The organism is Pseudomonas sp. FP215 (genome assembly GCF_030687795.1).
Taxonomy (GTDB): Bacteria; Pseudomonadota; Gammaproteobacteria; order Pseudomonadales; family Pseudomonadaceae; genus Aquipseudomonas; species Aquipseudomonas salmasensis.
In genome coordinates this window covers 6040799-6061502 of record NZ_CP117447.1, presented here as the reverse complement: position 1 = coordinate 6061502, position 20704 = coordinate 6040799, and the positions used below count along the sequence as shown (strand labels likewise).

The 20704-nt window shown below is 60.4% G+C and carries 18 protein-coding genes; 11 read left to right on the top strand and 7 right to left on the bottom strand.

The genetic code is table 11. The features are described from left to right. Positions 1-37: 37 nt before the first annotated feature. Genes rsmA through PSH76_RS27530 form a run of 4 tightly spaced genes read right to left on the bottom strand, consistent with a single transcriptional unit; the run spans position 38 to position 5949 of the window. Positions 38-850: a 16S rRNA (adenine(1518)-N(6)/adenine(1519)-N(6))-dimethyltransferase RsmA gene (gene rsmA / locus PSH76_RS27545; RefSeq protein WP_305493245.1), complete on the bottom strand. Its 813-nt coding sequence runs from the start codon at positions 848-850 to the stop codon at positions 38-40. Next, the gene (pdxA, locus tag PSH76_RS27540) at positions 847-1836 is read right to left on the bottom strand and encodes a 4-hydroxythreonine-4-phosphate dehydrogenase PdxA (protein WP_003194722.1); all 990 of its coding nucleotides are present in this window, start codon (positions 1834-1836) and stop codon (positions 847-849) included. Before pdxA ends, rsmA begins: the two co-directional genes overlap by 4 nt. After that, a complete protein-coding gene (locus PSH76_RS27535) occupies positions 1833-3167 on the bottom strand; it encodes a peptidylprolyl isomerase (RefSeq protein ID WP_138183599.1) in 1335 nt (444 codons plus the stop codon). Before PSH76_RS27535 ends, pdxA begins: the two co-directional genes overlap by 4 nt. Beyond that, entirely contained in the window at positions 3148-5949 is a 2802-nt protein-coding gene (locus PSH76_RS27530; protein ID WP_278918223.1) for an LPS-assembly protein LptD, read from the bottom strand. The genes PSH76_RS27535 and PSH76_RS27530 overlap by 20 nt, the downstream gene beginning before the upstream one ends. Positions 5950-6079: 130 nt before the next feature. Between PSH76_RS27530 and PSH76_RS27525 the strand changes: the two genes are divergently transcribed. The 3 genes from PSH76_RS27525 to PSH76_RS27515 are packed head-to-tail and all read left to right on the top strand — an operon-like array spanning position 6080 to position 8545. Beyond that, the gene (locus PSH76_RS27525; RefSeq protein WP_305493244.1) at positions 6080-7105 is read left to right on the top strand and encodes an aminoglycoside phosphotransferase family protein; all 1026 of its coding nucleotides are present in this window, start codon (positions 6080-6082) and stop codon (positions 7103-7105) included. Next, positions 7102-7776, top strand: a complete 675-nt coding sequence (gene murU / locus PSH76_RS27520; protein WP_305493243.1) for an N-acetylmuramate alpha-1-phosphate uridylyltransferase MurU — start codon at positions 7102-7104, stop codon at positions 7774-7776. The genes PSH76_RS27525 and murU overlap by 4 nt, the downstream gene beginning before the upstream one ends. A gap of 1 nt (position 7777) precedes the next feature. Then, on the top strand, positions 7778-8545 hold the full coding sequence (locus PSH76_RS27515) for a TerB family tellurite resistance protein (RefSeq protein ID WP_032895046.1): 768 nt from the start codon (positions 7778-7780) through the stop codon (positions 8543-8545). A gap of 144 nt (positions 8546-8689) precedes the next feature. On the opposite strand, the gene PSH76_RS27510 is transcribed toward PSH76_RS27515, so the two are convergent. Beyond that, on the bottom strand, positions 8690-9664 hold the full coding sequence (locus PSH76_RS27510; protein WP_032895047.1) for an alpha/beta hydrolase family protein: 975 nt from the start codon (positions 9662-9664) through the stop codon (positions 8690-8692). Between the two features lie 213 nt (positions 9665-9877). Here PSH76_RS27510 and PSH76_RS27505 point away from each other — a divergent pair, with 213 nt between their 5' ends. The 4 genes from PSH76_RS27505 (at position 9878) to trpE (ending at position 14151) form a co-directional block, all read left to right on the top strand. Next, positions 9878-11026: an iron-containing alcohol dehydrogenase gene (locus PSH76_RS27505; RefSeq protein WP_098950201.1), complete on the top strand. Its 1149-nt coding sequence runs from the start codon at positions 9878-9880 to the stop codon at positions 11024-11026. A gap of 84 nt (positions 11027-11110) precedes the next feature. Beyond that, positions 11111-11785 (top strand): ribulose-phosphate 3-epimerase, encoded by a 675-nt coding sequence (gene rpe, locus PSH76_RS27500; RefSeq protein ID WP_032895049.1) that lies wholly within the window; start codon positions 11111-11113, stop codon positions 11783-11785. Next, positions 11782-12600, top strand: a complete 819-nt coding sequence (locus tag PSH76_RS27495; RefSeq protein WP_138762834.1) for a phosphoglycolate phosphatase — start codon at positions 11782-11784, stop codon at positions 12598-12600. The genes rpe and PSH76_RS27495 overlap by 4 nt, the downstream gene beginning before the upstream one ends. A 69-nt stretch (positions 12601-12669) precedes the next feature. After that, the gene (trpE, locus tag PSH76_RS27490) at positions 12670-14151 is read left to right on the top strand and encodes an anthranilate synthase component I (protein WP_003194700.1); all 1482 of its coding nucleotides are present in this window, start codon (positions 12670-12672) and stop codon (positions 14149-14151) included. A 122-nt stretch (positions 14152-14273) separates the two neighbouring features. On the opposite strand, the gene estP is transcribed toward trpE, so the two are convergent. Beyond that, complete coding sequence (gene estP, locus PSH76_RS27485; protein WP_305493242.1) at positions 14274-16196, bottom strand: esterase EstP; 1923 nt, start codon at positions 16194-16196, stop codon at positions 14274-14276. A gap of 412 nt (positions 16197-16608) precedes the next feature. On the opposite strand from estP, the gene PSH76_RS27480 reads away from it, so the two are divergent. Genes PSH76_RS27480 through PSH76_RS27465 form a run of 4 tightly spaced genes read left to right on the top strand, consistent with a single transcriptional unit; the run spans position 16609 to position 19844 of the window. Beyond that, positions 16609-17202 carry an aminodeoxychorismate/anthranilate synthase component II gene (locus PSH76_RS27480; protein ID WP_032895052.1) on the top strand — a complete coding sequence of 198 codons (594 nt, stop codon included), beginning with the start codon at positions 16609-16611 and terminating at the stop codon, positions 17200-17202. A 9-nt stretch (positions 17203-17211) separates the two neighbouring features. Continuing rightward, a complete protein-coding gene (gene trpD, locus PSH76_RS27475; RefSeq protein ID WP_003194694.1) occupies positions 17212-18261 on the top strand; it encodes an anthranilate phosphoribosyltransferase in 1050 nt (349 codons plus the stop codon). After that, a complete protein-coding gene (gene trpC, locus PSH76_RS27470) occupies positions 18258-19094 on the top strand; it encodes an indole-3-glycerol phosphate synthase TrpC (RefSeq protein WP_305493241.1) in 837 nt (278 codons plus the stop codon). Before trpD ends, trpC begins: the two co-directional genes overlap by 4 nt. A 54-nt stretch (positions 19095-19148) precedes the next feature. Next, positions 19149-19844, top strand: a complete 696-nt coding sequence (locus PSH76_RS27465; protein WP_305493240.1) for a lipoate--protein ligase family protein — start codon at positions 19149-19151, stop codon at positions 19842-19844. On the opposite strand, the gene crp is transcribed toward PSH76_RS27465, so the two are convergent. After that, entirely contained in the window at positions 19841-20485 is a 645-nt protein-coding gene (gene crp, locus PSH76_RS27460) for a cAMP-activated global transcriptional regulator CRP (protein WP_032895057.1), read from the bottom strand. The two genes, PSH76_RS27465 and crp, sit on opposite strands and share 4 nt — an antisense overlap. Positions 20486-20704 lie beyond the last annotated feature (219 nt).

Below are 20704 nucleotides of genomic sequence, written 5' to 3'. Positions count from 1 at the left end.
CGAGCAAGCCCGCTCCCACATTGGAGGGTGTTGAACCTTATTCCGCTGTTGGCGCTGGCTGGATGGCAAGCTGGTCAGCCAGGCGCACGAACGCGGCCAGGTCCAGTTGCTCGGGGCGCAGGCCGCCGTCGACGCCGGCGGCTTCGATTTCAGCGTTGCTCAGCAGGGCCTTGAGGGTGTTACGCAGGGTCTTGCGGCGCTGGTTGAACGCTTCGCGTACCACACGCTCCAGCAGTTTGTGGTCCTTGGCCGGGTGCGGCAGCACGGCATGCGGCACCAGGCGCACGATGGCCGAATCAACCTTCGGCGGCGGGTTGAACGCGCCCGGGCCGACGTTGAACAGGTGCTCCACGCGGCAGTGATACTGGACCATGATCGACAAGCGGCCCCAGTCACCACCGCCAGGGCCTGCGGCCAGGCGCTCCACCACTTCCTTTTGCAGCATGAAGTGCATGTCGCGGATGATCCCTGCGTTGTTCAGCAGGTGGAAAATCAGCGGCGTGGAAATGTTGTATGGCAGGTTGCCCACCACCCGCAGGCTGCTGGGCGCAGCGTTAAGGCTGTTGAAGTCAAACTTCAGTGCATCGCCCTGGTGCAGGTTGAAGTTGGGCTTGCCGGCAAACTGCTGGTTGAGGATCGGGATCAGGTCCTTGTCGAGCTCAACGACGTCCAGTTGCCCGCCGCTGGCCAGCAGGCCTTGGGTCAGCGCGCCCTGGCCCGGGCCGATTTCCAGCAGGCGGTCTTCTGGCTTGGCGTGGATGGAGCGCAGGATACGGTCGATCACGCCAGCGTCGTGCAGGAAGTTTTGCCCGAAGCGCTTGCGCGCCCGGTGTTGGTAATGCTCAGTCATATACGGGTCTCGGCCATCTGATAGGCGGTTTCCAGGGCCACGTGCAGGCTGCCGGTATCGATCTTGCCGCTGCCTGCGAGGTCCAGAGCAGTGCCATGGTCGACGGAGGTGCGGATGATCGGCAGGCCCAGTGTCACGTTGACTGCGGCGCCAAAGCCTTTGTATTTCAGCACGGGCAGCCCCTGGTCGTGGTACATCGCCAGCACTGCGTCGCAGTGCTCCAGATATTTGGGGGTAAACAGAGTGTCTGCAGGCAATGGGCCGCGTAGGTCCATGCCTTCTTGGCGCAGGCGCTCTAATGTCGGTTCAATGATGTCGATTTCTTCATGGCCCAAGTGGCCGCCTTCACCGGCGTGGGGGTTGAGCCCACAGACCAGGATACGCGGTTGGGCAATGCCGAATTTGTGTTGCAGGTCGCTGTGCAGGATGCGCGTGACACGCTCTACACGTTCGGCGGTGATGGCATCGGCGATTTCACGCAACGGCAAGTGCGTGGTCACCAGGGCCACGCGCAGGCCACGGGTGGCAAGCATCATCACTACTTGGGCGGTATGGGTCAGTTCCGCGAGGAATTCGGTATGGCCGGAAAAGGCAATGCCGGATTCGTTGATCACGCCTTTGTGCACGGGTGCGGTGATCATGCCGGCAAAGTCGCCGTCGATGCAGCCTTGGCCCGCACGGGTCAGCGTCTCTAGCACAAATGCCGCGTTGGCCGTGTTCAACTGCCCGGCCACTACCTTGGCCTGCAGCGGGGTGTCCCACACATACAGACTACCGGCGGGGGCCGGCAGGTCGGGCCAGTTGCCCGGCGCCACGTCCAGCAGATTGACGGCCACACCCAGCTGCGCGGCCCGCTCAAGGAGCAGGTCGCGGCTGGTAATCGCAATCAGGGGGTGTGGCTGGGGTTGCGAGGCGAGCAGCAGGCACAGGTCTGGACCAATGCCGGCTGGCTCGCCGGGTGTCACCGCGAAACGCTGGGGTTTCACTGGGGTGCCTGGTCGGTGCCTGTTTGCTCGGCGCCTGACAGCTTGTTCTCTACATACGCTTCGTCACGGATCTGACGCAGCCAGGTTTGCAGCTCTTCGTCGTATTTGCGGTTACGCAACACGGTCAGGGCTTGTTGCTCGCGGGCCTGGGTGGTGTTGTCCGTGGCGCGACGGCCAAGCACTTCCAGCACATGCCAGCCGTACTGAGTCTTGAACGGCTTGGACAATACGCCTTGTGGCGTCTCGGCCATAACCTGCTGGAACTCAGGCACCAGGGCTTTCGGGTCGATCCAGTTCAGGTCGCCGCCGTTAAGGGCAGAACCTGGATCTTCCGAGAAGCTTTTGGCCAGGGTGGCGAAGTCTTCACCGCTTTCAATGCGGTCGTAGATCTTCTGGGCCAGTTCCTTGGTTTGGGCCTCGGTGCGGATTTCGCTCGGTTTGACCAGGATGTGACGAACATGCACTTCGTCTTTCAGCGAGGTCTCGCCGCCGCGGCGTTCCAGCAACTTCAGGATGATGAAACCACCCGGAGTGCGTGCCGGCTGGGTAATGCCGCCGACTTCCATAGCGCTCAATTCGCGATCAAACGGAGGTGGCAATTGAGCGGCTTTACGCCAGCCCATGTCACCGCCTTCAAGGGCGTTGTCGCTGCCGGACTGAGCAATGGCCATCTGGGCAAAGTCTGCACCCGCTTTCAGACGCTCGTAGATCGACTGGGTTTTAGCGGCGGCGGCATTGAGCTGCTCAGAGTTGGCTGCGTCCGGGGTGGGAATCAGGATATTGGCCAAGTGCAGTTCTTCGGAGAGCTGCATCTTGCCCAGGTCCGAGGCCAGGAAATTCTTCACTTCCTGCTCGGACACCTGAACCCGCTCGGCCACACGGCGCTGGCGCACACGGCTGATGATCATTTCACGCTTGATCTGGTCACGGGCGTCCTCATAGGACAAACCATCGCGAGCCAGGGCGGCGCGGAACTGATCAATGCTCATGTTGTTACGCTGAGCGATGGTGCCAACGGCCTGGTTCAGTTCTTCGTCCGAAATACGGATGCCGGAACGGTCGCCAATCTGCAATTGCAGGTTTTCGACGATCAGACGCTCCAGCACCTGGGGTTCCAGGACGCTGCTCGGTGGCACACCACCGCCACGCTTGGCGATGGTTTGCTGAACTTCCTTGACCCGTTGGTCCAACTGGCTCTGCATGATCACGTCGTTGTCGACGATGGCCGCTACTTTATCCAACTGTTGAACCGCGGCGTGTGCCGAAACAGTACCCAGGAACAGCGCGCCCAGCACTAGCGGGCGCAAACACTCAGAAAGCTTTGTCTTCACGTTCACGATAACCTTCAATGCCTTTGTCGAGGAAGCTCTCTACCTTGGCGCCGGTCAGGCCGCCGAGTCCTTTAAGGACGATCTGGAAGAAGAGCCCGTGGTCACCCTTTTCGTTCTGAGGGGCGAGCTGCGTGTATTCGTCGTTGGAAACCCAGTAACGGTTGATGACGCGCAGTTTCCAGCAGCAGTTGTCGTACTCGAAACCACCGAAGGCTTCCAGGGTACGGTTGCGGGCATAGTCGTACTGCCAGCGGGTGATCAAGTTCCACTGGGGAATGATCGGCCACATCATCGAGAAGTCGTGTTGTTGGATTTTGTAGTAATCCTTCACGAAATCCTTGTCACCTTCCTGGCCAAAGTCACCGCCGAACTGCCATTTGCCGGTCAGTTGGTTGTAGACAACCTGGTCGTTGCGATAGCGGTAGCCCAGGTTGACGACCTTGTTCGGGTTGTCTTCCGGCTGGTAGTGGAACATTGCGCTGCCGGAGCGAGGACTATGGGTCTCGGTATCCCAGTTGTAGTCGGCTGTGGCGCGCCAGTCGCGGTTGAAGCGGAACTCGTACTCCAGTGCAACAGGAGATACGTTCGAGTGCGCGTCATCACGTGTCTTGGCATCTACGCCCGGCAATTGAACTTCGCGATCCTTGAAGTACACCGCTTGGCCGATGGAAGCGCGTTGACGTTCGAAACCGTTCTCTTCAATCCAGCGGCTGGTGAGACCAAAGGACAGCTTGTTCTCGTCGCCGATACGGTCGGAACCGCTGAAGCGATTATCCCGGAACAGTGAGGAGTAGCTGAACGAGTTCTCGCTGGTGTCGAAGACAGGGATCTCGGTCTGGTCTTTATTCGGTACGTAGAGGTAGAACGCACGAGGTTCGAGGGTCTGGTTGTAGTCTTTACCGAACCAATTGGTTTTGCGGTCGAAGTACAGGCCGCTGTCGATACTGGCAATAGGCACGGAGCGATCTTGCGAGCTGTTAAACGTCTGGCCGGCCAAGGCCATTTGGTCCTTGCCTTTACCATCGAGATCCAAGTCGTATTTGGTATAGACGTACTTCAGCTTCGGCGTGATAAAGCCGTAACTCCAGTTCATCGGGTACGAGACTGCGGGCGCAACGTTCAGACGGGTACCGTTTGCACGGGTCAGGCCTGTTACGTTTTCATCCAGGCGACGTTCTCCGATGGTGCCATCAGCATTAAACGGGCCACCGTCCTGGTTGCGAACTCTACCGCTGCGCAGGTCACGATCAAACCTTACTGCTTCTGTCTCATAGGAGAAGTTCAGCCCTGCCGGTTGAAACGGGAGGGTACCGTTAAATGTAATTTGCGGTAGTCGATCATACGGAGTGATCTGGGAAATCGTTGCCAGTTGGTACGACTGCAAGTTCACGGCAGCCTGGTAGCTGTCGCCACGGTAACTCACGGTACCCTGCTGGTTCAGGAAGTCCTGGCTCTGAACGCCTTCCTGATAGGACTTCAAGTCCTGGAAGTAGAACGGATCACTGATCTTGGTGTAATCGACCAAGGTCGTCAGGCGCGAATCCAACCCGCCCTTATGCTGCCAGTTGAGCATATAACGGGTTTTTTCGGAGTCGGTCTGCTTGCTTCGCTCGTCATTGTCATCGTTGAGATACGCCCCACCAAACTGCCCTTCACTCGACTTGGTCAGATAGCGGAACTCGCCCTCCATCAACATGCCGCGCTTGGTCATGTACTGCGGGTACAACGTGGCATCGTAGTTCGGCGCCAGGTTGAAGTAGTACGGCGTTACCAGCGTAAAGCCAGTTTCCCCACCGGTGCTGAAGCTCGGCGGCAGGAAGCCGGATTGACGACGGTCGTCGATCGGGAAATAGATGTACGGGGTGTACAGGATCGGGATGTTCTTGACCCGCAACGTCGCGTTGGTCGCCGTACCGAAACCGGTGGCCGGGTTCAACGTGATGTTGTTGCCCTTCAGCTGCCAGGCGTTGCTGTCCGGCTCGCAGGTGGTGTACGTACCGTCCTTGAGACGGATGATCGCGTTTTCTGCACGCTTGGCGTACAGCGCGTTACCGCGGATGCGTGACTTGTGCATCACGTATTCGGCGTTGTCGATCTGGGCGGCGCCGGTGTCGAGCTGGACCTGGGCATGGTCGCCCACGATCAGGGCGCCGTTGTCGCGCAGGCGCACTTTGCCGTTCAGTTCGCCACGGTTCTCGGCCTGGTACAGGCTGGCTTCGTCCGCTTCCAGCTGCATGCTGCCCTGGCGCATGACCACGTCACCGGCCAGGGTGGCAACCTGCTGCTCCTGCTCGTAACGCGAAGCCTTGGCGCCGATGAAGGTCGGCGCATCGCTTTTGTCCGTCTTGTCGTTCATGCCAGGACGAGTCGGCTCGATGTACGCGCCGCCGCAGTAAGGGCCGGTTTCGGCCAACTGTGCTGCGGTCAGCTTGTCGCGAGGTACCCAGTCCAGGTGGCTGTAGTCGGCACTGCGCGAACGCAGGCCACGGCCCTTGGATTCGGTGACCAGCATGGTCTTGGGCTCGGCGTCGACGCTGCCGCCAGCTTTGCCTTGCGGCGTGCTGTTGGCCGAGCTGACGGCAGCGCCGTCATGCACCGGGCGCGGCGGCAATGGGGCGGCGGCCGTCTTCGGCGCGCAATCCCAGGCACCCGAAGCAGAGACTGAGCAGTCATACTGTTCCGCGGCGACCACGAATGAGGTGGCGAAAGGTTGCAAGGCCAGCAGACTGCCGGTTACCAGCAACGGAAATTTTCTACGAAACGCGGGGGATTTCAATGCCATCTTATTAGTCCGGGCTTCCTGCGTGCCATCTGCCCGCGGTTTGGGCCGCACGCCTCTCGATGGTCTGAAAAAGATGCGTGATAATAAAGCATGCCCCGCTTGACGGCTAGCGCCGTCGGAGACCCTTGTAATGCCCGAGCAAGATCTACGTTTACAACAGCTGGAAGTCTGGCTGGATGAGCAGTTGCCGATCCTCTTCAACGCTCAGGACTGGGGCCCCGTGCCCCCGGCCACATTGACCGCGGCCAGCAGCGACGCGAGTTTCAGGCGTTACTTCCGATGGGAGGGCGGTGCCCATACGGTCGTCGTCATGGACGCGCCACCCCCCCAGGAAAACTGCAAACCTTTCGTCGATATCGCGCATTTGCTCGCGAAATCGGGAATAAATGTGCCAAAAATTTATGCAGAAGATTTGCCCCGAGGCTTTCTTTTGCTCAATGACCTGGGCACAAAAACCTATCTGGACGTGATTGACGGTGAAAACGCCGACCAATTATTTGCCGATGCCATCGAAGCGCTGCTGGCTTTTCAGCAATTGCCGATGGATGCACCGTTGCCCAGCTATGACGTGGCTTTATTGCGTCGCGAGCTGGAATTGTTCCCGGAATGGTACGTGCGTCGTCACCTAGGCATCGACCTCGATGCTGAGCAACAGGCCCTTTGGCAACGCGCCAGCCAGCAGTTGATCGACAGCGCCCTGGCCCAGCCCAAGGTGCTGGTGCACCGCGACTACATGCCGCGCAACCTGATGATCAGTGAGCCGAGCCCTGGCGTGCTGGATTTCCAGGACGCGGTCTACGGCCCGGTGACCTACGACATTACCTGCCTGTTCAAGGACGCCTTCCTCAGTTGGCCCCAGGCCCGCGTACGCGAATGGCAGCGTGGCTATTGGCAGCGTGCCGGGCAGTTGGGCATTCCCGTACAGGACGACTTTGAAGAGTTCCTGCGTGCCAGCGACCTGATGGGCGTGCAGCGTCACCTCAAGGTCATCGGCATTTTTTCGCGTATCTGCCACCGCGACGGCAAGCCACGCTACCTGGCCGACGTGCCGCGTTTCTTTGCTTATATAGAAGCGGTGCTGGCCGACCGACCTGAGTTGAGTGACCTGGGCGAGTTACTCGCCAGCCTGCGCGAACCTGTCGAGGCTAGCGTATGAAGGCGATGATCCTGGCGGCGGGAAAGGGCGAACGCATGCGTCCGCTCACCCTGCATACGCCCAAGCCGCTGGTGCAAGCCGGCGGCAAGCGGCTGATCGAGTATCACCTTGAAGCCTTGGCGAAGGCCGGCTTTACCGAGATCGTGATCAATCACGCCTGGCTAGGCCAGCAGATTGAAAACTACTTGGGCGACGGCGCCCAGTTTGGTCTGCGCATCCGCTACTCCCCAGAGGGTGAACCGCTGGAGACGGGGGGTGGGATATTCCAGGCGTTGCCGCTGCTGGGCGACGAACCGTTTCTGGTGGTCAATGGCGATATCTGGACGGACTACGATTTCACCCAGCTCAAGCAGCCGATCCGGGGCCTGGCGCACTTGGTGATGGTCGACAACCCAGCGCACCACCCGTCGGGCGGGGATTTCTACTTGGATCACGGCGTGCTTCATGATGCCGCGCCCGGTGCCGATAAACTGACCTTCAGTGGCATTTCAGTGCTCGACCCTAAATTGTTCGCGGGTTGCAGCGCTGGTGCCTTCAAGCTGGCCCCGCTGTTACGCGCGGCCATGGCCAAAGGTTTGGTAACGGGGGAGCACATGGCAGGACGCTGGGTGGATGTGGGGACGCTGGAGCGACTGGCGCAGGTCGAAACCTTGCTGACAGCGGGGCAGTAGGATGTTGTGGCCAGGGACGCTGATCGGCGCCGGGGCTGGCTTTGCCATTGCCAGTATTCCGGGGGCTCTGTTGGGAGCATTGCTGGGGCAGGCGCTGGACCGCCGCCTGCAATTGCACAGTTGGGCGCAGTTGCGTGAACGCCTGGGTGGGCGCCCGGCCTTGCGCAACGATGAACTGTTGTTTGTGCTGCTGGGGCGCTTGGCCAAGAGTAACGGCCGGGTAGTCGATGGGCATATCCAGCAAGCGCGCCAGGAAATGCGTGCACTGGACATGACTGAGCCGGCCCAGCGCCGCGCGATCAGCGCCTTCAATCGTGGCAAATCTGGCAGCGACCGGGTACGCAGTTACCTGCGGGTGCTCAAGACGCAGCCCCATGCGGCGGAAGGCGTGCTGCGCGCCTGTTGGCGCATGGCGTGGGCGGACGGTCGGGCGGATACTGCCGAGCGCGACCTGATCGACCAGTGGGGCAAGTGGTTGGGCTGGACGCCGCAACAGCTACAGGCATTGGCGAGCGATTACGCGCCGGAGCGCAAGCCATTGGCCAATCGTGGCGGGGCCTATCAGGAGGCGTTGCGTATTTTGGGGGTGACGGCAACCACTGAGCCATCGGTGATCAAGCGCGCCTACCGCCGCCTGCTCAGCCGCCACCATCCGGACAAGATCGCCGGCACGGGTGCCAGCCCCGCGCAAGTGCGTGAGGCGACCGAGCGAACCCGAGAGCTGCATAACGCCTATGCATTGATTCGTGAACGGCGGGATTTTCGCTGAGGGGCCATCGCCACTCCACTCCATGTTGTAGGAGCGAGCTTGCTCGCGAAAAACTCCCAGGCGCCGCGTTTATTCAGGAAGCACGCACTATCGTTGACGTTTTTCGCGAGCAAGCTCGCTCCTACAGAAAGCGATGTTGCCCTGTCAGTCAGCGCTGCCCTGCGGGCTCAACCACCCGCGCACCCTGCGGTATAACTGCTCTTGCTGCGCCGCGCTATTACCGGGCAACGCCGTGAGCGACACCTGCTTATAGCCGTCATTCTTCGAGCGCTTGGCCGCTTGAAGTCGTTCCTGAGCGTTTTTGCGGTCCTGGGCGCCTTCTTGATAGAACACGTCCGCCGTGGGCACCTTCAAAGCCGGCGCCAGTTGTTGCAGGTCCGGTTGGCGAGCCGCAGGCGTCTTGCCGGCCACCATCACCAGCCTTTGCACCTGGGAAGGTTGTTTCTCGCTCAGGTAGCGGGCTGCCCACCAGGCCCCGGTGCCATGGCCGAGCAACACCACGCTGCGGGCGCTTTGGGTCTGGGCGAAGGCGACGGCGGCGTCGATACGGTCGAAGATGCGCTTGGCGTCGGTCTTGTCCTGTTCATCCGCCCCCGGCACCACCGCCGGGTCAGTGCCTTCGGCCTCGGCGCTGGCGGCCTGTTCGACCGGCTTGGCTGCGGTGCTGCCTTCCTTGCTGCTGGTATCGACCGCCGCTGTCGGCGGCTCGATGACCCGTGGCGGCAGGGTGTCTACATTGACGTCAGGCAATGACAGGCTGAGGGTGCCCCAGGCGGCGTCCGGCAACTTGCGCCGCAGAGGCGCGATGGCCTGCGGCCAGTCCGCGTTCTCCCCAGCACCTGGTATGAGGATCACCACACCCTCGGCTTCGGCGCTGTTGGCAGGTTTCCACAGCGCCAGGAACGAATCGCTACCCGCCTGCAATTGTTGTTGCTCCTGCTGCGGCACCTGGCGTTCGAGCGCACTGGCTTCTTGCTGGCTACGCTCGGGCAAAGGCTGGCGTTCAGCCGGTTTTTCGACGGCAGGCGAGGGCGCATCCTCGGCCTGGACAGGCAGTGCGCTGGTAAACAGAAGTGACAGGCACAATGCTGGCAGTGCCGAACGGTGAAGAAAAAGCATCGTTGATTCCCGGCCAGAAGTGATTCCAGCAGCCTAATGGGTTGGTCGGTATTTGTCAGGGGTATGCGGCGCGGTTCTCGTTACCAACAGGCTATCGGCGGTTTGTACGCCGCCTTGATGGGCGCGGCGCGACCATTCAACCAATGAATGGCAGACAACACGCCAGGGGCGGCTATTCTTGTGCCAGCCCATCATTCATAAGAGGCCGCGCACATGAGTACTTCCTCATTCAAGATCGCCCACAAACTGCTGACCGGCGCAGGTGCCATCGAACAACTGGCTGCCGAACTCACGCGCCTGGATGTGGATAACCCGCTGATCGTCACCGACGCCGCGTTGGTCCAGTCCGGCACCGTGGCGCTGGCCCTGGAGCATCTGGGCGATCGAGCCTATGAAATTTTCGACCGAGTACTGCCCGACCCGGAAATTGCCATCGTCGAAGACTGCATGCGTGCGTACCGCGAAGGCGGGCATGACGGCCTGATTGGTGTGGGTGGCGGCAGTGCCATCGACATCGCCAAGAGCGTGGCGGCCTATGCCGGTTATCACGGCGCGCTGGCGGACTTGTTTGGCGTCGATCAGGTGCCGCGCAAAGGCCCGCCGTTGATCGCCATCCCCACCACGGCGGGCACCGGCTCGGAGGTGACCAATGTGGCGATACTGTCTGACAAGGCTGCACAGCTGAAAAAAGGCATCGTCAGCGATTACTTGTTGCCCGATGTCGCGCTGATCAGCCCGCAAATGACCTTGACCTGCCCACGGGGTGTCACGGCTGCCAGTGGTGTAGACGCCTTGGTGCACGCCATCGAGTCCTACCTGTCGCTGAATGCCTCGCCGATCACCGACGCCCTGGCCATCGGAGCAATCAAGCTGATTGCCAGCGCGTTGCCCAAGGCTTACGCGAACCCGGCGAACCTGCAGGCCCGTGACGACATGGCCACCGCCAGCCTGATGGCCGGCATGGCCTTTGGCAACGCGGGCGTCGGTGCGGTGCATGCACTGGCGTACCCGTTGGGTGGGCGCTTCAACATTGCCCATGGCGTAAGCAACGCGCTGTTGTTGCCGTATGTGATGCACTGGAACAAGTTGGCCTGCGTCGAGCGCATGCAGGACATTGCCCAGGCCATGGGCGTCAATACTGCCGGGCTGAGTGTGAATGACGCTGCCGACCAGGCGGTAGAGGCGATGACGCGACTGTGTGCGGCAGTGGAGATCCCGTCCGGCCTGCGCAGTTTCGGCGTGCCCGAGGACGCCATCCCGGCCATGGCCAGCGAAGCTGCAGGCATTGAACGCTTGATGCGCAACAACCCGCGCAAGCTCAGCGCCGCCGATATCGAAAAAATCTACCGGGCAGCTTACTAACCGTTGAGATAGGTCACGGTGCGCGCAGCAAAGCATGAGGTATACAATGCGCGCCATCGTGATTTAGCTCAAAAAAGGTGCGTCATGCAGCCCTTCGTCATTGCTCCATCGATTCTCTCTGCCGACTTCGCCCGCCTGGGTGAGGAAGTGGACAAGGTGTTGGCCGCCGGTGCCGACTTCGTGCACTTCGATGTCATGGACAACCACTACGTACCCAACCTGACCATCGGCCCGATGGTGTGCGCCGCACTGCGCAAGTACGGCATCACCGCGCCGATTGATGCGCACCTGATGGTCAGCCCCGTGGACCGTATCGTCGGTGACTTCATCGAGGCGGGTGCGACCTACATCACCTTCCACCCGGAAGCCACGTTGCACGTTGACCGCACTTTGCAACTGATCCGCGAAGGCGGCTGCAAGGCGGGCCTGGTATTCAACCCGGCCACGCCGCTGAGCGTGCTTGAGTACGTGATGGACAAAGTCGATATGGTCTTGCTGATGAGCGTCAACCCAGGCTTCGGCGGGCAGAAGTTCATCCCTGGCACCTTGAATAAGCTGCGTGAAGCCCGTGCGCTGATCGATGCGTCGGGGCGTGACATTCGCCTGGAGATCGACGGTGGGGTCAACGTCAACAATATCCGTGAGATCGCCGCAGCGGGTGCCGATACTTTCGTGGCCGGCTCGGCGATCTTCAACGCCCCGGACTACCAGGCCGTCATCGACCAGATGCGTGCCGAACTGGCGCTGGCGCGTCCATGAGCGGTTTTGAGCAGTTGTTCCCCGGCAAATTGCCACGGCTGGTGATGTTCGATCTGGACGGTACCTTGATCGACTCGGTGCCCGACCTGGCGGCCGCGGTGGACCAGATGCTGCTCAAGCTGGGGCGCAAGCCGGCAGGGATTGATTCGGTGCGCGAATGGGTCGGCAATGGCGCGCCGATGTTGGTGCGCCGGGCCTTGGCCAACGACATCGATGCCACGGGTGTGGATGAGGTCGAGGCAGAACATGCCTTGGAGCTGTTCAATGCCGCTTATGAAAGCAGCCACGAACTGACCGTGGTTTACCCCGGCGTGCGCGATACCCTCAAGTGGTTGAACAAGCAGGGCGTGGAAATGGCCCTGATCACCAACAAGCCGGAGCGCTTCGTTGCGCCGTTGTTGGACCAGATGAAAATCGGTCGCTACTTCCGCTGGATCATCGGCGGCGATACCTTGCCGCAGAAAAAGCCCGACCCGGCGGCCCTGTTTTTCGTGATGAAAATGGCCAATATCCCGGCGTCTCAATCGCTGTTTGTCGGCGATTCGCGCAGTGATGTGCTGGCGGCGAAAGCGGCGGGCGTGCAGTGTGTGGCCTTGAGTTATGGTTACAACCATGGCCGGCCGATTGCGGAGGAGTCCCCTGCGCTGGTGATTGACGACCTGCGACTGCTAATCCCCGGTTGCTTGGGCGCTGGCGCTGAGATAACGTTGCCCGACATTGAATCGTCCCCTTCTGGAAATTCCATCGTGGTGGTCACTCGCAAACTCTGGATGAAAGTCATCAAGGCCTTGGCCCGCTGGCGTTGGCGCGCCTGACTGATCCTGGCCGCGTGTGCGGCACGTTTGCCTACCTGACTGTTTGACCCTCACACCACGAGGCACCTCATGACCCGCGAAGAATTCCTGCGTTTGGCCGCTGCCGGCTATAACCGTATCCCCATGGCTTGCGAAACCCTGGCCGACTTCGATACGCCGCTGTCGATCTACCTGAAGCTGGCCGACGAGCCCAACTCCTACCTGCTCGAGTCGGTACAGGGCGGTGAGAAGTGGGGCCGTTACTCGATCATTGGCCTGCCATGCCGCACGGTGCTGCGGGTACACGACCATCATGTGAGCATCACCCATGACGGCGTGGAGATCGAAAGCCATGACGTAGAAGACCCGCTGGCCTTTGTCGAAGCCTTCAAGGCGCGCTACAACGTGCCGACCATTGCTGGCCTGCCGCGTTTCAATGGCGGGCTGGTGGGGTACTTCGGCTATGACTGCGTGCGCTATGTGGAGAAGCGCCTGGGCAAATGCCCGAACCCGGACCCGCTGGGCGTGCCGGACATTTTGCTGATGGTGTCCGACGCGGTGGTGGTGTTCGACAACCTAGCCGGCAAGATGCATGCGATTGTCCTGGCCGACCCCGCCCAGGCTGATGCCTTCGAACAAGGCCAGGCCAACCTGGAAGCGCTGCTTGAGAAACTCCGCCAGCCGATCACCCCGCGTCGCGGCCTGGACCTCAGCCGCCCACCCGCGGCCGACCCGGTGTTCCGCTCAAGCTTTACCCAGGATGACTACGAGCGCGCTGTCGATACCATCAAGGAATACATCCTTGCCGGTGATTGCATGCAAGTGGTGCCGTCGCAACGCATGTCCATCGACTTCAAGGCGGCGCCGATTGACCTGTACCGCGCACTGCGTTGCTTCAACCCGACCCCGTACATGTACTTCTTCAACTTCGGCGACTTCCACGTCGTGGGCAGTTCGCCGGAAGTGCTGGTGCGGGTTGAAGACAACCTGATCACCGTGCGCCCGATTGCCGGTACGCGCCCCCGTGGTGCGACCGAAGAAGCTGACGTGGCTCTGGAAGAAGACCTGCTCAGCGATGAAAAGGAAATCGCCGAACACCTGATGCTGATCGACCTGGGGCGCAACGACACCGGGCGTGTCTCGGAAATCGGCTCGGTGAAACTGACTGAGAAGATGGTCATCGAGCGGTATTCCAATGTGATGCATATCGTGTCCAACGTCACCGGCGAGCTGAAGGCCGGGCTGACGGCGATGGACGCCCTGCGGGCGATTTTGCCGGCGGGCACCTTGTCGGGGGCGCCGAAGATCCGTGCGATGGAAATCATCGACGAACTGGAGCCGGTCAAGCGCGGTGTCTATGGCGGCGCCGTCGGGTATTTTGCCTGGAACGGCAATATGGACACCGCCATTGCGATCCGTACGGCGGTGATCAAGGATGGCGAACTGCATGTGCAGGCCGGTGGCGGGATTGTGGCGGACTCGGTGCCGGCCCTTGAATGGGAAGAAACCCTGAACAAGCGCCGGGCGATGTTCCGTGCGGTGGCACTGGCAGAGCAAACCCCACAAGACTAAAGCTGAAATAAAAAATGTGGGAGCGGGCTTGCCCGCGATGGCGGTGTGTCACTTGAGATATTCAGTGACTGATCCACCGCCATCGCAGGCAAGCCAGCTCCCACATTTGTTTTGCGCAGTATTTAGAAATCCAGACTGACCCCGACATTGACCCCTTGCTGGGTCAAATTGTCATCCTTCCGCACGTTATAAGCTGCCCGCAACGCCAGGTCCTGAGTCAGCTTGTGGCTGACACCCAGGCTCAAGCGGTCAGAGTTACTGCGAGGCGTATACCCGTCCAGCTTGAAGTCGATTCCCTGCACGCTGTTGAGCGAAATGTTCACCTTCTGGGTGTCATTTTCAAACTCATGCTCATGGGCCACTTCGCCAAAAACTTGCGTTTGCGGCGTGATGCGGTAGCTGCCTTGCAGGCCGACGCCCAGACGCTTGGAGTCACGTTGTTGATCGTCAAAGGTCAGGGCGGTGGAGCGGCTGTTTTTCTCCGAGTAACCATTGACTTCAACCCGCGCGTAATCGGCGCTGATGAAGGGCGACAGGTGCCAGTCGCTGCCCGGTGCGGCGATGTCATACCCCACGCGGCCACTCAAGGCCCAGAGCCAGCCATCGGTATCACCTTTCTCCGAACCTTCGCTGACGCCCAGGGCGAACTTGCGCTTGAGGCTGTCGAAGTCCAGCTTGCCGCCGGTCAATGCAGCATCGGCCCACCAGTGATTTTGCTGGTACTGAGCGAAAGCCGTGCCCATATAACTGTTGAGCTTGTAGTCCGAATCATTGGCACCGGCTTCGAGTGTCTGCCGATACAGGCCGGCGGCAACGCCCACGCGCCAGTTTTCATCGAGCCGGTAGCTGCCACCGATATTCAGGTTATAGCCGCTGCCGTCGCCACTGGCCGAGCTGTTTTGATCATCGAAATCCAGGCGTTGGCCGCCACCGGCCACGATGGCGCGCCATTGGCCGACGGCTTGCCAGCTGCCGTTGTCTGCTTGCCATTGGTTGCGCAGTTCGTCCTGGTGGGCGCGCAAGGTGCCTTGGGCCATTTCCGGCAGCAAGGTCAGTTCCCACGGCGCGGCGAGTAGCGAATAGGCGTAGTCGGCAATCAAGCGTTGCCCGGCCACGGTAGGGTGGACCGAGTCGTTGTAGATCAGCTTGGTCGGGTCCGGGTTGGTACCACCGATGCCGTAGGTTGGGTTGGCGGTGCAACTGTTACCGCTGAAGCAGGTGCCCGTCAGGTTCTGCCCGGTGGCGAGGCCGAAGCGGGCCGGATCGGCGAAAGCCTCGTTCAACAACAGCGGGATGTTCAGCGGGATAACCTGCGCATCCACTTGTGACAGACGCTGTACCAGGGACTGGTTGAAAATATTACTCAGGGCCGAAGTCGCTGCTTGCTGTGGGGTGCCATTGATGGCCGGCGTCAGCCCCAGGTCGGGTAGCATCCAGACCATGATGTAGCGCGCGCCGGCTTGTTGCAGGGCCTGGGCGCTGTCCGCCAGCCTGCCACCGGCGGCGACCGCTTGAGCGGGGCTGAGCACCCGGCCCTGCAGGAAGTCATTGCCGCCCCCTGAAAGAAAGTAAAGCGCGTTCGGGTCGGCTCTCCCACCATTAGCCGGCAGATAGCCCTGCCGGCTGCGCAACACAGTGCCGCCCCCGGGGTTGCCTGGGGGAATCGCAGCATTGGAGACTGAGGTAATGGAGTCGAGGATATTGTCGGTGCGGTAGCCACCCACTGCCCAGTTGTTTCCGTCTGGCAAACCCTGGGCTGCGCGAACCGGTGAGGTGGAGGCATTCAGGTCGTTGGGAGCGACGCCCAGTTTTGCGCCCAGCAGGGTCGAGGAGACCAGGCCGTATTCACCCTGGAAGTTCGCCCCGGTTCGGTTGGTAAAACGTAATGTGGCGCCGGCCGAACCGTCGGGAAACTGGCCCGCATCCGCCAGGCTGTCACCGAAAACCACCATGGTTGAATAAGGTGACGGGGCTGCGAACGCCTGGGCACAGGCCAATGACAGAAGGCAGCCGGCAAGGGGCGCGTAAAACGCTGGTCTGAGCATGCAAGATTCCATTCGGTTGTTTTTATGTTGGAGGTGAAACACTAGCAAAGTTTTTGGCATTTTTTGTAAGGAAAACCGGAATCCGCCTACGTTGCGCCCCCGTATTTGCGGCTCCATATTGCACCGCTGGCGAGCCTACGTTACTGTGCCTGAACGTATGAATGAGACCCTCCCCGTGTTGATCATCAGCAAACTCTTGATGCGAGTAGTCAAGGCACACGCCCGTTGGCGTTGGCGCGCCTGACATTTTTCTCTGCCGGCCTGGCCGGACCTGTACCGATTTGCCTTCTTCACCCGTTGTCTGACGCCCCTTGCCAACTCCCCCTGGCAACCGGAACGTGCGTCTGGTAGCGGGTCACACGCTTGGAAGGCGGTCATTTGAAATCAGTGAATTCAAGAGGTTTGAACCCACATGTTGCTGATGATTGATAACTACGACTCCTTTACCTACAACGTTGTGCAGTACCTGGGCGAACTGGGTGCCGAGGTCAAGGTGGTGCGCAACGATGAACTTACTGTTGCCGAAATCGCCGCGTTGAACCCCGAGCGCATCGTCGTCTCACCTGGCCCGTGCACGCCGACCGAGGCGGGCATCTCTCTGGAAGCCATCCAGTATTTCGCCGGCAAGCTGCCGATCCTGGGCGTCTGCCTGGGCCACCAGTCCATCGGCCAGGCGTTTGGCGGTGACGTGGTGCGCGCGCGCGAGGTGATGCACGGCAAGACCAGCCCGGTGTTCCATCGCGACCTGGGTGTGTTCCATGGCCTGAACCTGCCGGTGACCGTGACCCGTTACCACTCACTGGTGGTCAAGCGTGAAACCTTGCCCGAATGCCTGGAGCTGACCGCCTGGACCCAGCTGGAAGACGGCTCGGTTGACGAGATCATGGGCTTGCGTCACAAAACACTGAACATCGAAGGGGTGCAATTTCACCCTGAATCAATCCTGACCGAGCAGGGCTACGAGCTGTTCGCCAACTTTCTCAAGCAGAGCGGCGGCACGCGCTAAGGACTTTTCATGGATATCAAGACTGCCCTGAGCCGTATCGTCGGCCATCTGGACCTGAGCACCGCGGAAATGAGCGATGTGATGCGCGAGATCATGACCGGTCAATGCACCGATGCTCAGATCGGCGCTTTTATGATGGCGATGCGCATGAAGAGCGAAAGCATCGACGAAATCGTCGGTGCGGTGTCGGTGATGCGTGAGCTGGCGGACAAGGTCGAACTCAAGACCCTCGACGGCGTCGTCGATGTAGTGGGCACCGGCGGTGACGGTGCGAATATTTTCAACGTGTCGACCGCCTCATCCTTTGTGGTGGCCGCGGCTGGTTGCACCGTCGCCAAGCACGGTAACCGTGCAGTGTCTGGCAAGAGCGGCAGTGCCGACTTGCTGGAGGCGGCCGGTATTTACCTGAACCTCACGCCGGTGCAAGTAGCGCGCTGCATTGACAGCGTTGGCATTGGCTTCATGTTTGCCCAATCCCATCACGGCGCGATGAAGCACGCTGCCGGCCCGCGCAAGGACCTTGGCCTGCGTACCTTGTTCAACATGCTCGGCCCGCTTACGAATCCGGCCGGTGTGAAGCATCAGGTGGTGGGCGTGTTCAGCCAGGCGCTGTGCCGGCCATTGGCCGAAGTCTTGCAACGCCTGGGCAGCAAGCATGTGCTGGTGGTGCATTCCAAGGATGGCCTCGACGAATTCAGCCTGGCAGCGCCGACCTTTGTGGCGGAGCTCAAGAACGACGAGGTCACCGAATATTGGGTCGAGCCCGAAGACCTGGGGATGAAAAGCCAGAGCCTGCACGGCCTGGCGGTGGAAAGCCCGGCAGCTTCGTTGGAGTTGATTCGTGATGCCTTGGGGCGTCGCAAGACCGAAAACGGTCAGAAAGCTGCGGAAATGATTGTGCTCAATGCTGGCGCAGCCCTTTACGCCGCCGACCACGCCTATAGTCTCAAGGAAGGTGTCGCCTTGGCCCACGATGCGCTGCACACCGGCCTGGCTCGTGAGAAGCTCGAAGAGCTGGGAGCATTCACCGCCGTATTCAAGATGGAGAATGAAGGATGAGTGTGCCAACCGTTCTGGAAAAGATCCTGGCCCGTAAGGCTGAAGAAGTGGCCGAGCGCCGCGCCCGTGTGAGCCTGGCCGAGTTGGAAGCGCAGGCTAAAAGCGCCGAGGCGCCACGCGGCTTTGCCAATGCCTTGATCGCTCAGGCCAAGCTCAAGCAGCCGGCCGTGATCGCCGAGGTCAAAAAGGCTTCGCCGAGCAAAGGGGTGATTCGCGAACACTTTGTACCTGCTGAAATCGCCGCCAGTTATGAGAAGGGTGGGGCGACCTGCCTGTCTGTGCTGACCGATATTGACTACTTCCAGGGTTCCGACCTGTTCCTGCAACAGGCGCGCGCTGCGTGCAAGTTGCCGGTGATCCGCAAGGATTTCATGGTTGACCCGTACCAGATCGTTGAAGCGCGTGCCCTGGGCGCTGACTGTGTGCTGCTGATCGTTTCCGCGCTGGATGACGTGAAGATGGCCGAGCTGGCGGCCGTGGCCAAAAGCGTCGGCCTGGATGTGTTGGTTGAAGTGCACGACGGCGACGAGCTGGAGCGCGCATTGAAGACCCTCGATACTCCGCTGGTGGGCGTCAACAACCGTAACCTGCATACCTTCGACGTCAGTCTGGAAACCACCCTCGACCTGCTGCCGCGTATTCCGCGCGATCGTCTGGTGATTACCGAAAGTGGCATCGTCAACCGCGCCGATGTGGAACTGATGGAAATCAGTGACGTGTACTCGTTCCTGGTGGGCGAGACGTTTATGCGCGCCGAGAACCCAGGGGCGGAATTGCAGCGCTTGTTCTTCCCGGAGCGTGGTACGACGATCAGCGGCTCGACATTGGATTGATGTGAAGCCAGCTCCCACATTGGTGTTGTGTTTATTCAGGTAGGTAGGTGTTCGATGCTCCAGCCCGTGATCATGACTGTCGAAGCAGGCCTTGCCGCCGAGCAAGACCTATTGGCAGCCGTTTGCGCGGGTGAGCAGGCGTTCGGATTGCTGTTCTGGCAGCCCAGTGACCAAGCGCTGGTTATGCCGCGCCGTTTGAGCCGGTTGCCGGCATTCGAGGCGGCGAGCCAGGTCTCGGTCGATGCGGGTTGGCCGGTGTTGCTGCGTGAAACCGGCGGTGAGCCGGTGCCGCAGTCCGGCGCCACGGTCAATATCGCCCTGGTCTATGCCCCGCCGCGCAGTGAAGGCGACCAGGGGCGTATCGAAACCGGCTATCGGCGCTTGTGCCAACCGATCTGTGATCTGTTGATCGAGTTGGGCGGCGATGCGTCCGTCGGCGAAATTGACGGTGCTTTTTGCGACGGTCGTTACAACGTCAACCTCAATGGCCGCAAAATGGTGGGCACTGCCCAGCGTTGGCGACAAAGCGGTGGCCGCCCGGTAGGGTTGGTGCATGGGGCGATGTTGCTGGAGAATGATCGTGAGCAATTGATTGCGGCGGTCAACCGCTTCAACCAAGCCTGCGGCTTGGAGCAGCGAGTTCGCGCCGACAGCCATATCGCACTGCACGAAGCGTTTCCCGCGCCGGATGCTATCAGTCGGCTCGACACGTTGTACCGTCAGATGCTGGCTGGCTTCCTGCCGGTTTAACGGGTGCCGAACACCACCATCGTCTTGCCTTTGACGTGCACCAGATTGCGTTCTTCCAAGTCCTTGAGCACGCGGCCGACCATTTCCCGCGAACACCCCACAATACGTCCGATCTCCTGGCGCGTGACTTTGATCTGCATGCCGTCGGGATGGGTCATGGCATCGGGTTGCTTGCATAGCTCCAGCAGGCAGCGAGCAACGCGACCGGTGACATCAAAGAACGCCAGGTCGCCGACTTTGCGCGTGGTGTCGCGCAGGCGCTGGGCGATCTGTCCGCTCAGGGCGTACAAGATATCCGGATCATGCTGGGCCAGTTCGCGAAATTTCGTATAGCTGATCTCGGCCACTTCGCACTCAACTTTGGCCCTTACCCAAGCGCTGCGTTCCTGCTCTTTGCCTGCTTGTTCAAACAGGCCCAGCTCCCCGAAGAAATCCCCGGTGTTGAGGTAGGCAATGATCATCTCACGGCCATCTTCATCCTCGATCAGGATGGTGACCGAGCCCTTGATAATGAAGAACAGGGTTTCTGAACGCTCGCCGGCGCAGATGATGTTGTGCTTGGCCGGATGACGTCGGCGCTGGCAATGCAACAGCAGCTTGTCGAGGTTCTTGATCTTGGGTGTGGGAGTAAGAGCAACCATGGTTGTATCCCGAAAAGACTGCAAGGTGTAGTTGGCGTTGTTTTTATCCAGCGGCCTCTCATTGATAGACGCTGTACAAGTCATGGCAATGCGCCATTCATTTGGCGCCAGCTTACCAGACACCTTCTGTCACGATTAGCCAATTTACCGGGCAAACGCTGTCATTTATCGAATTTATGCAGGGCGCTGCTGTTTCAAAGCCCTGTGCTAAGCTGGCGA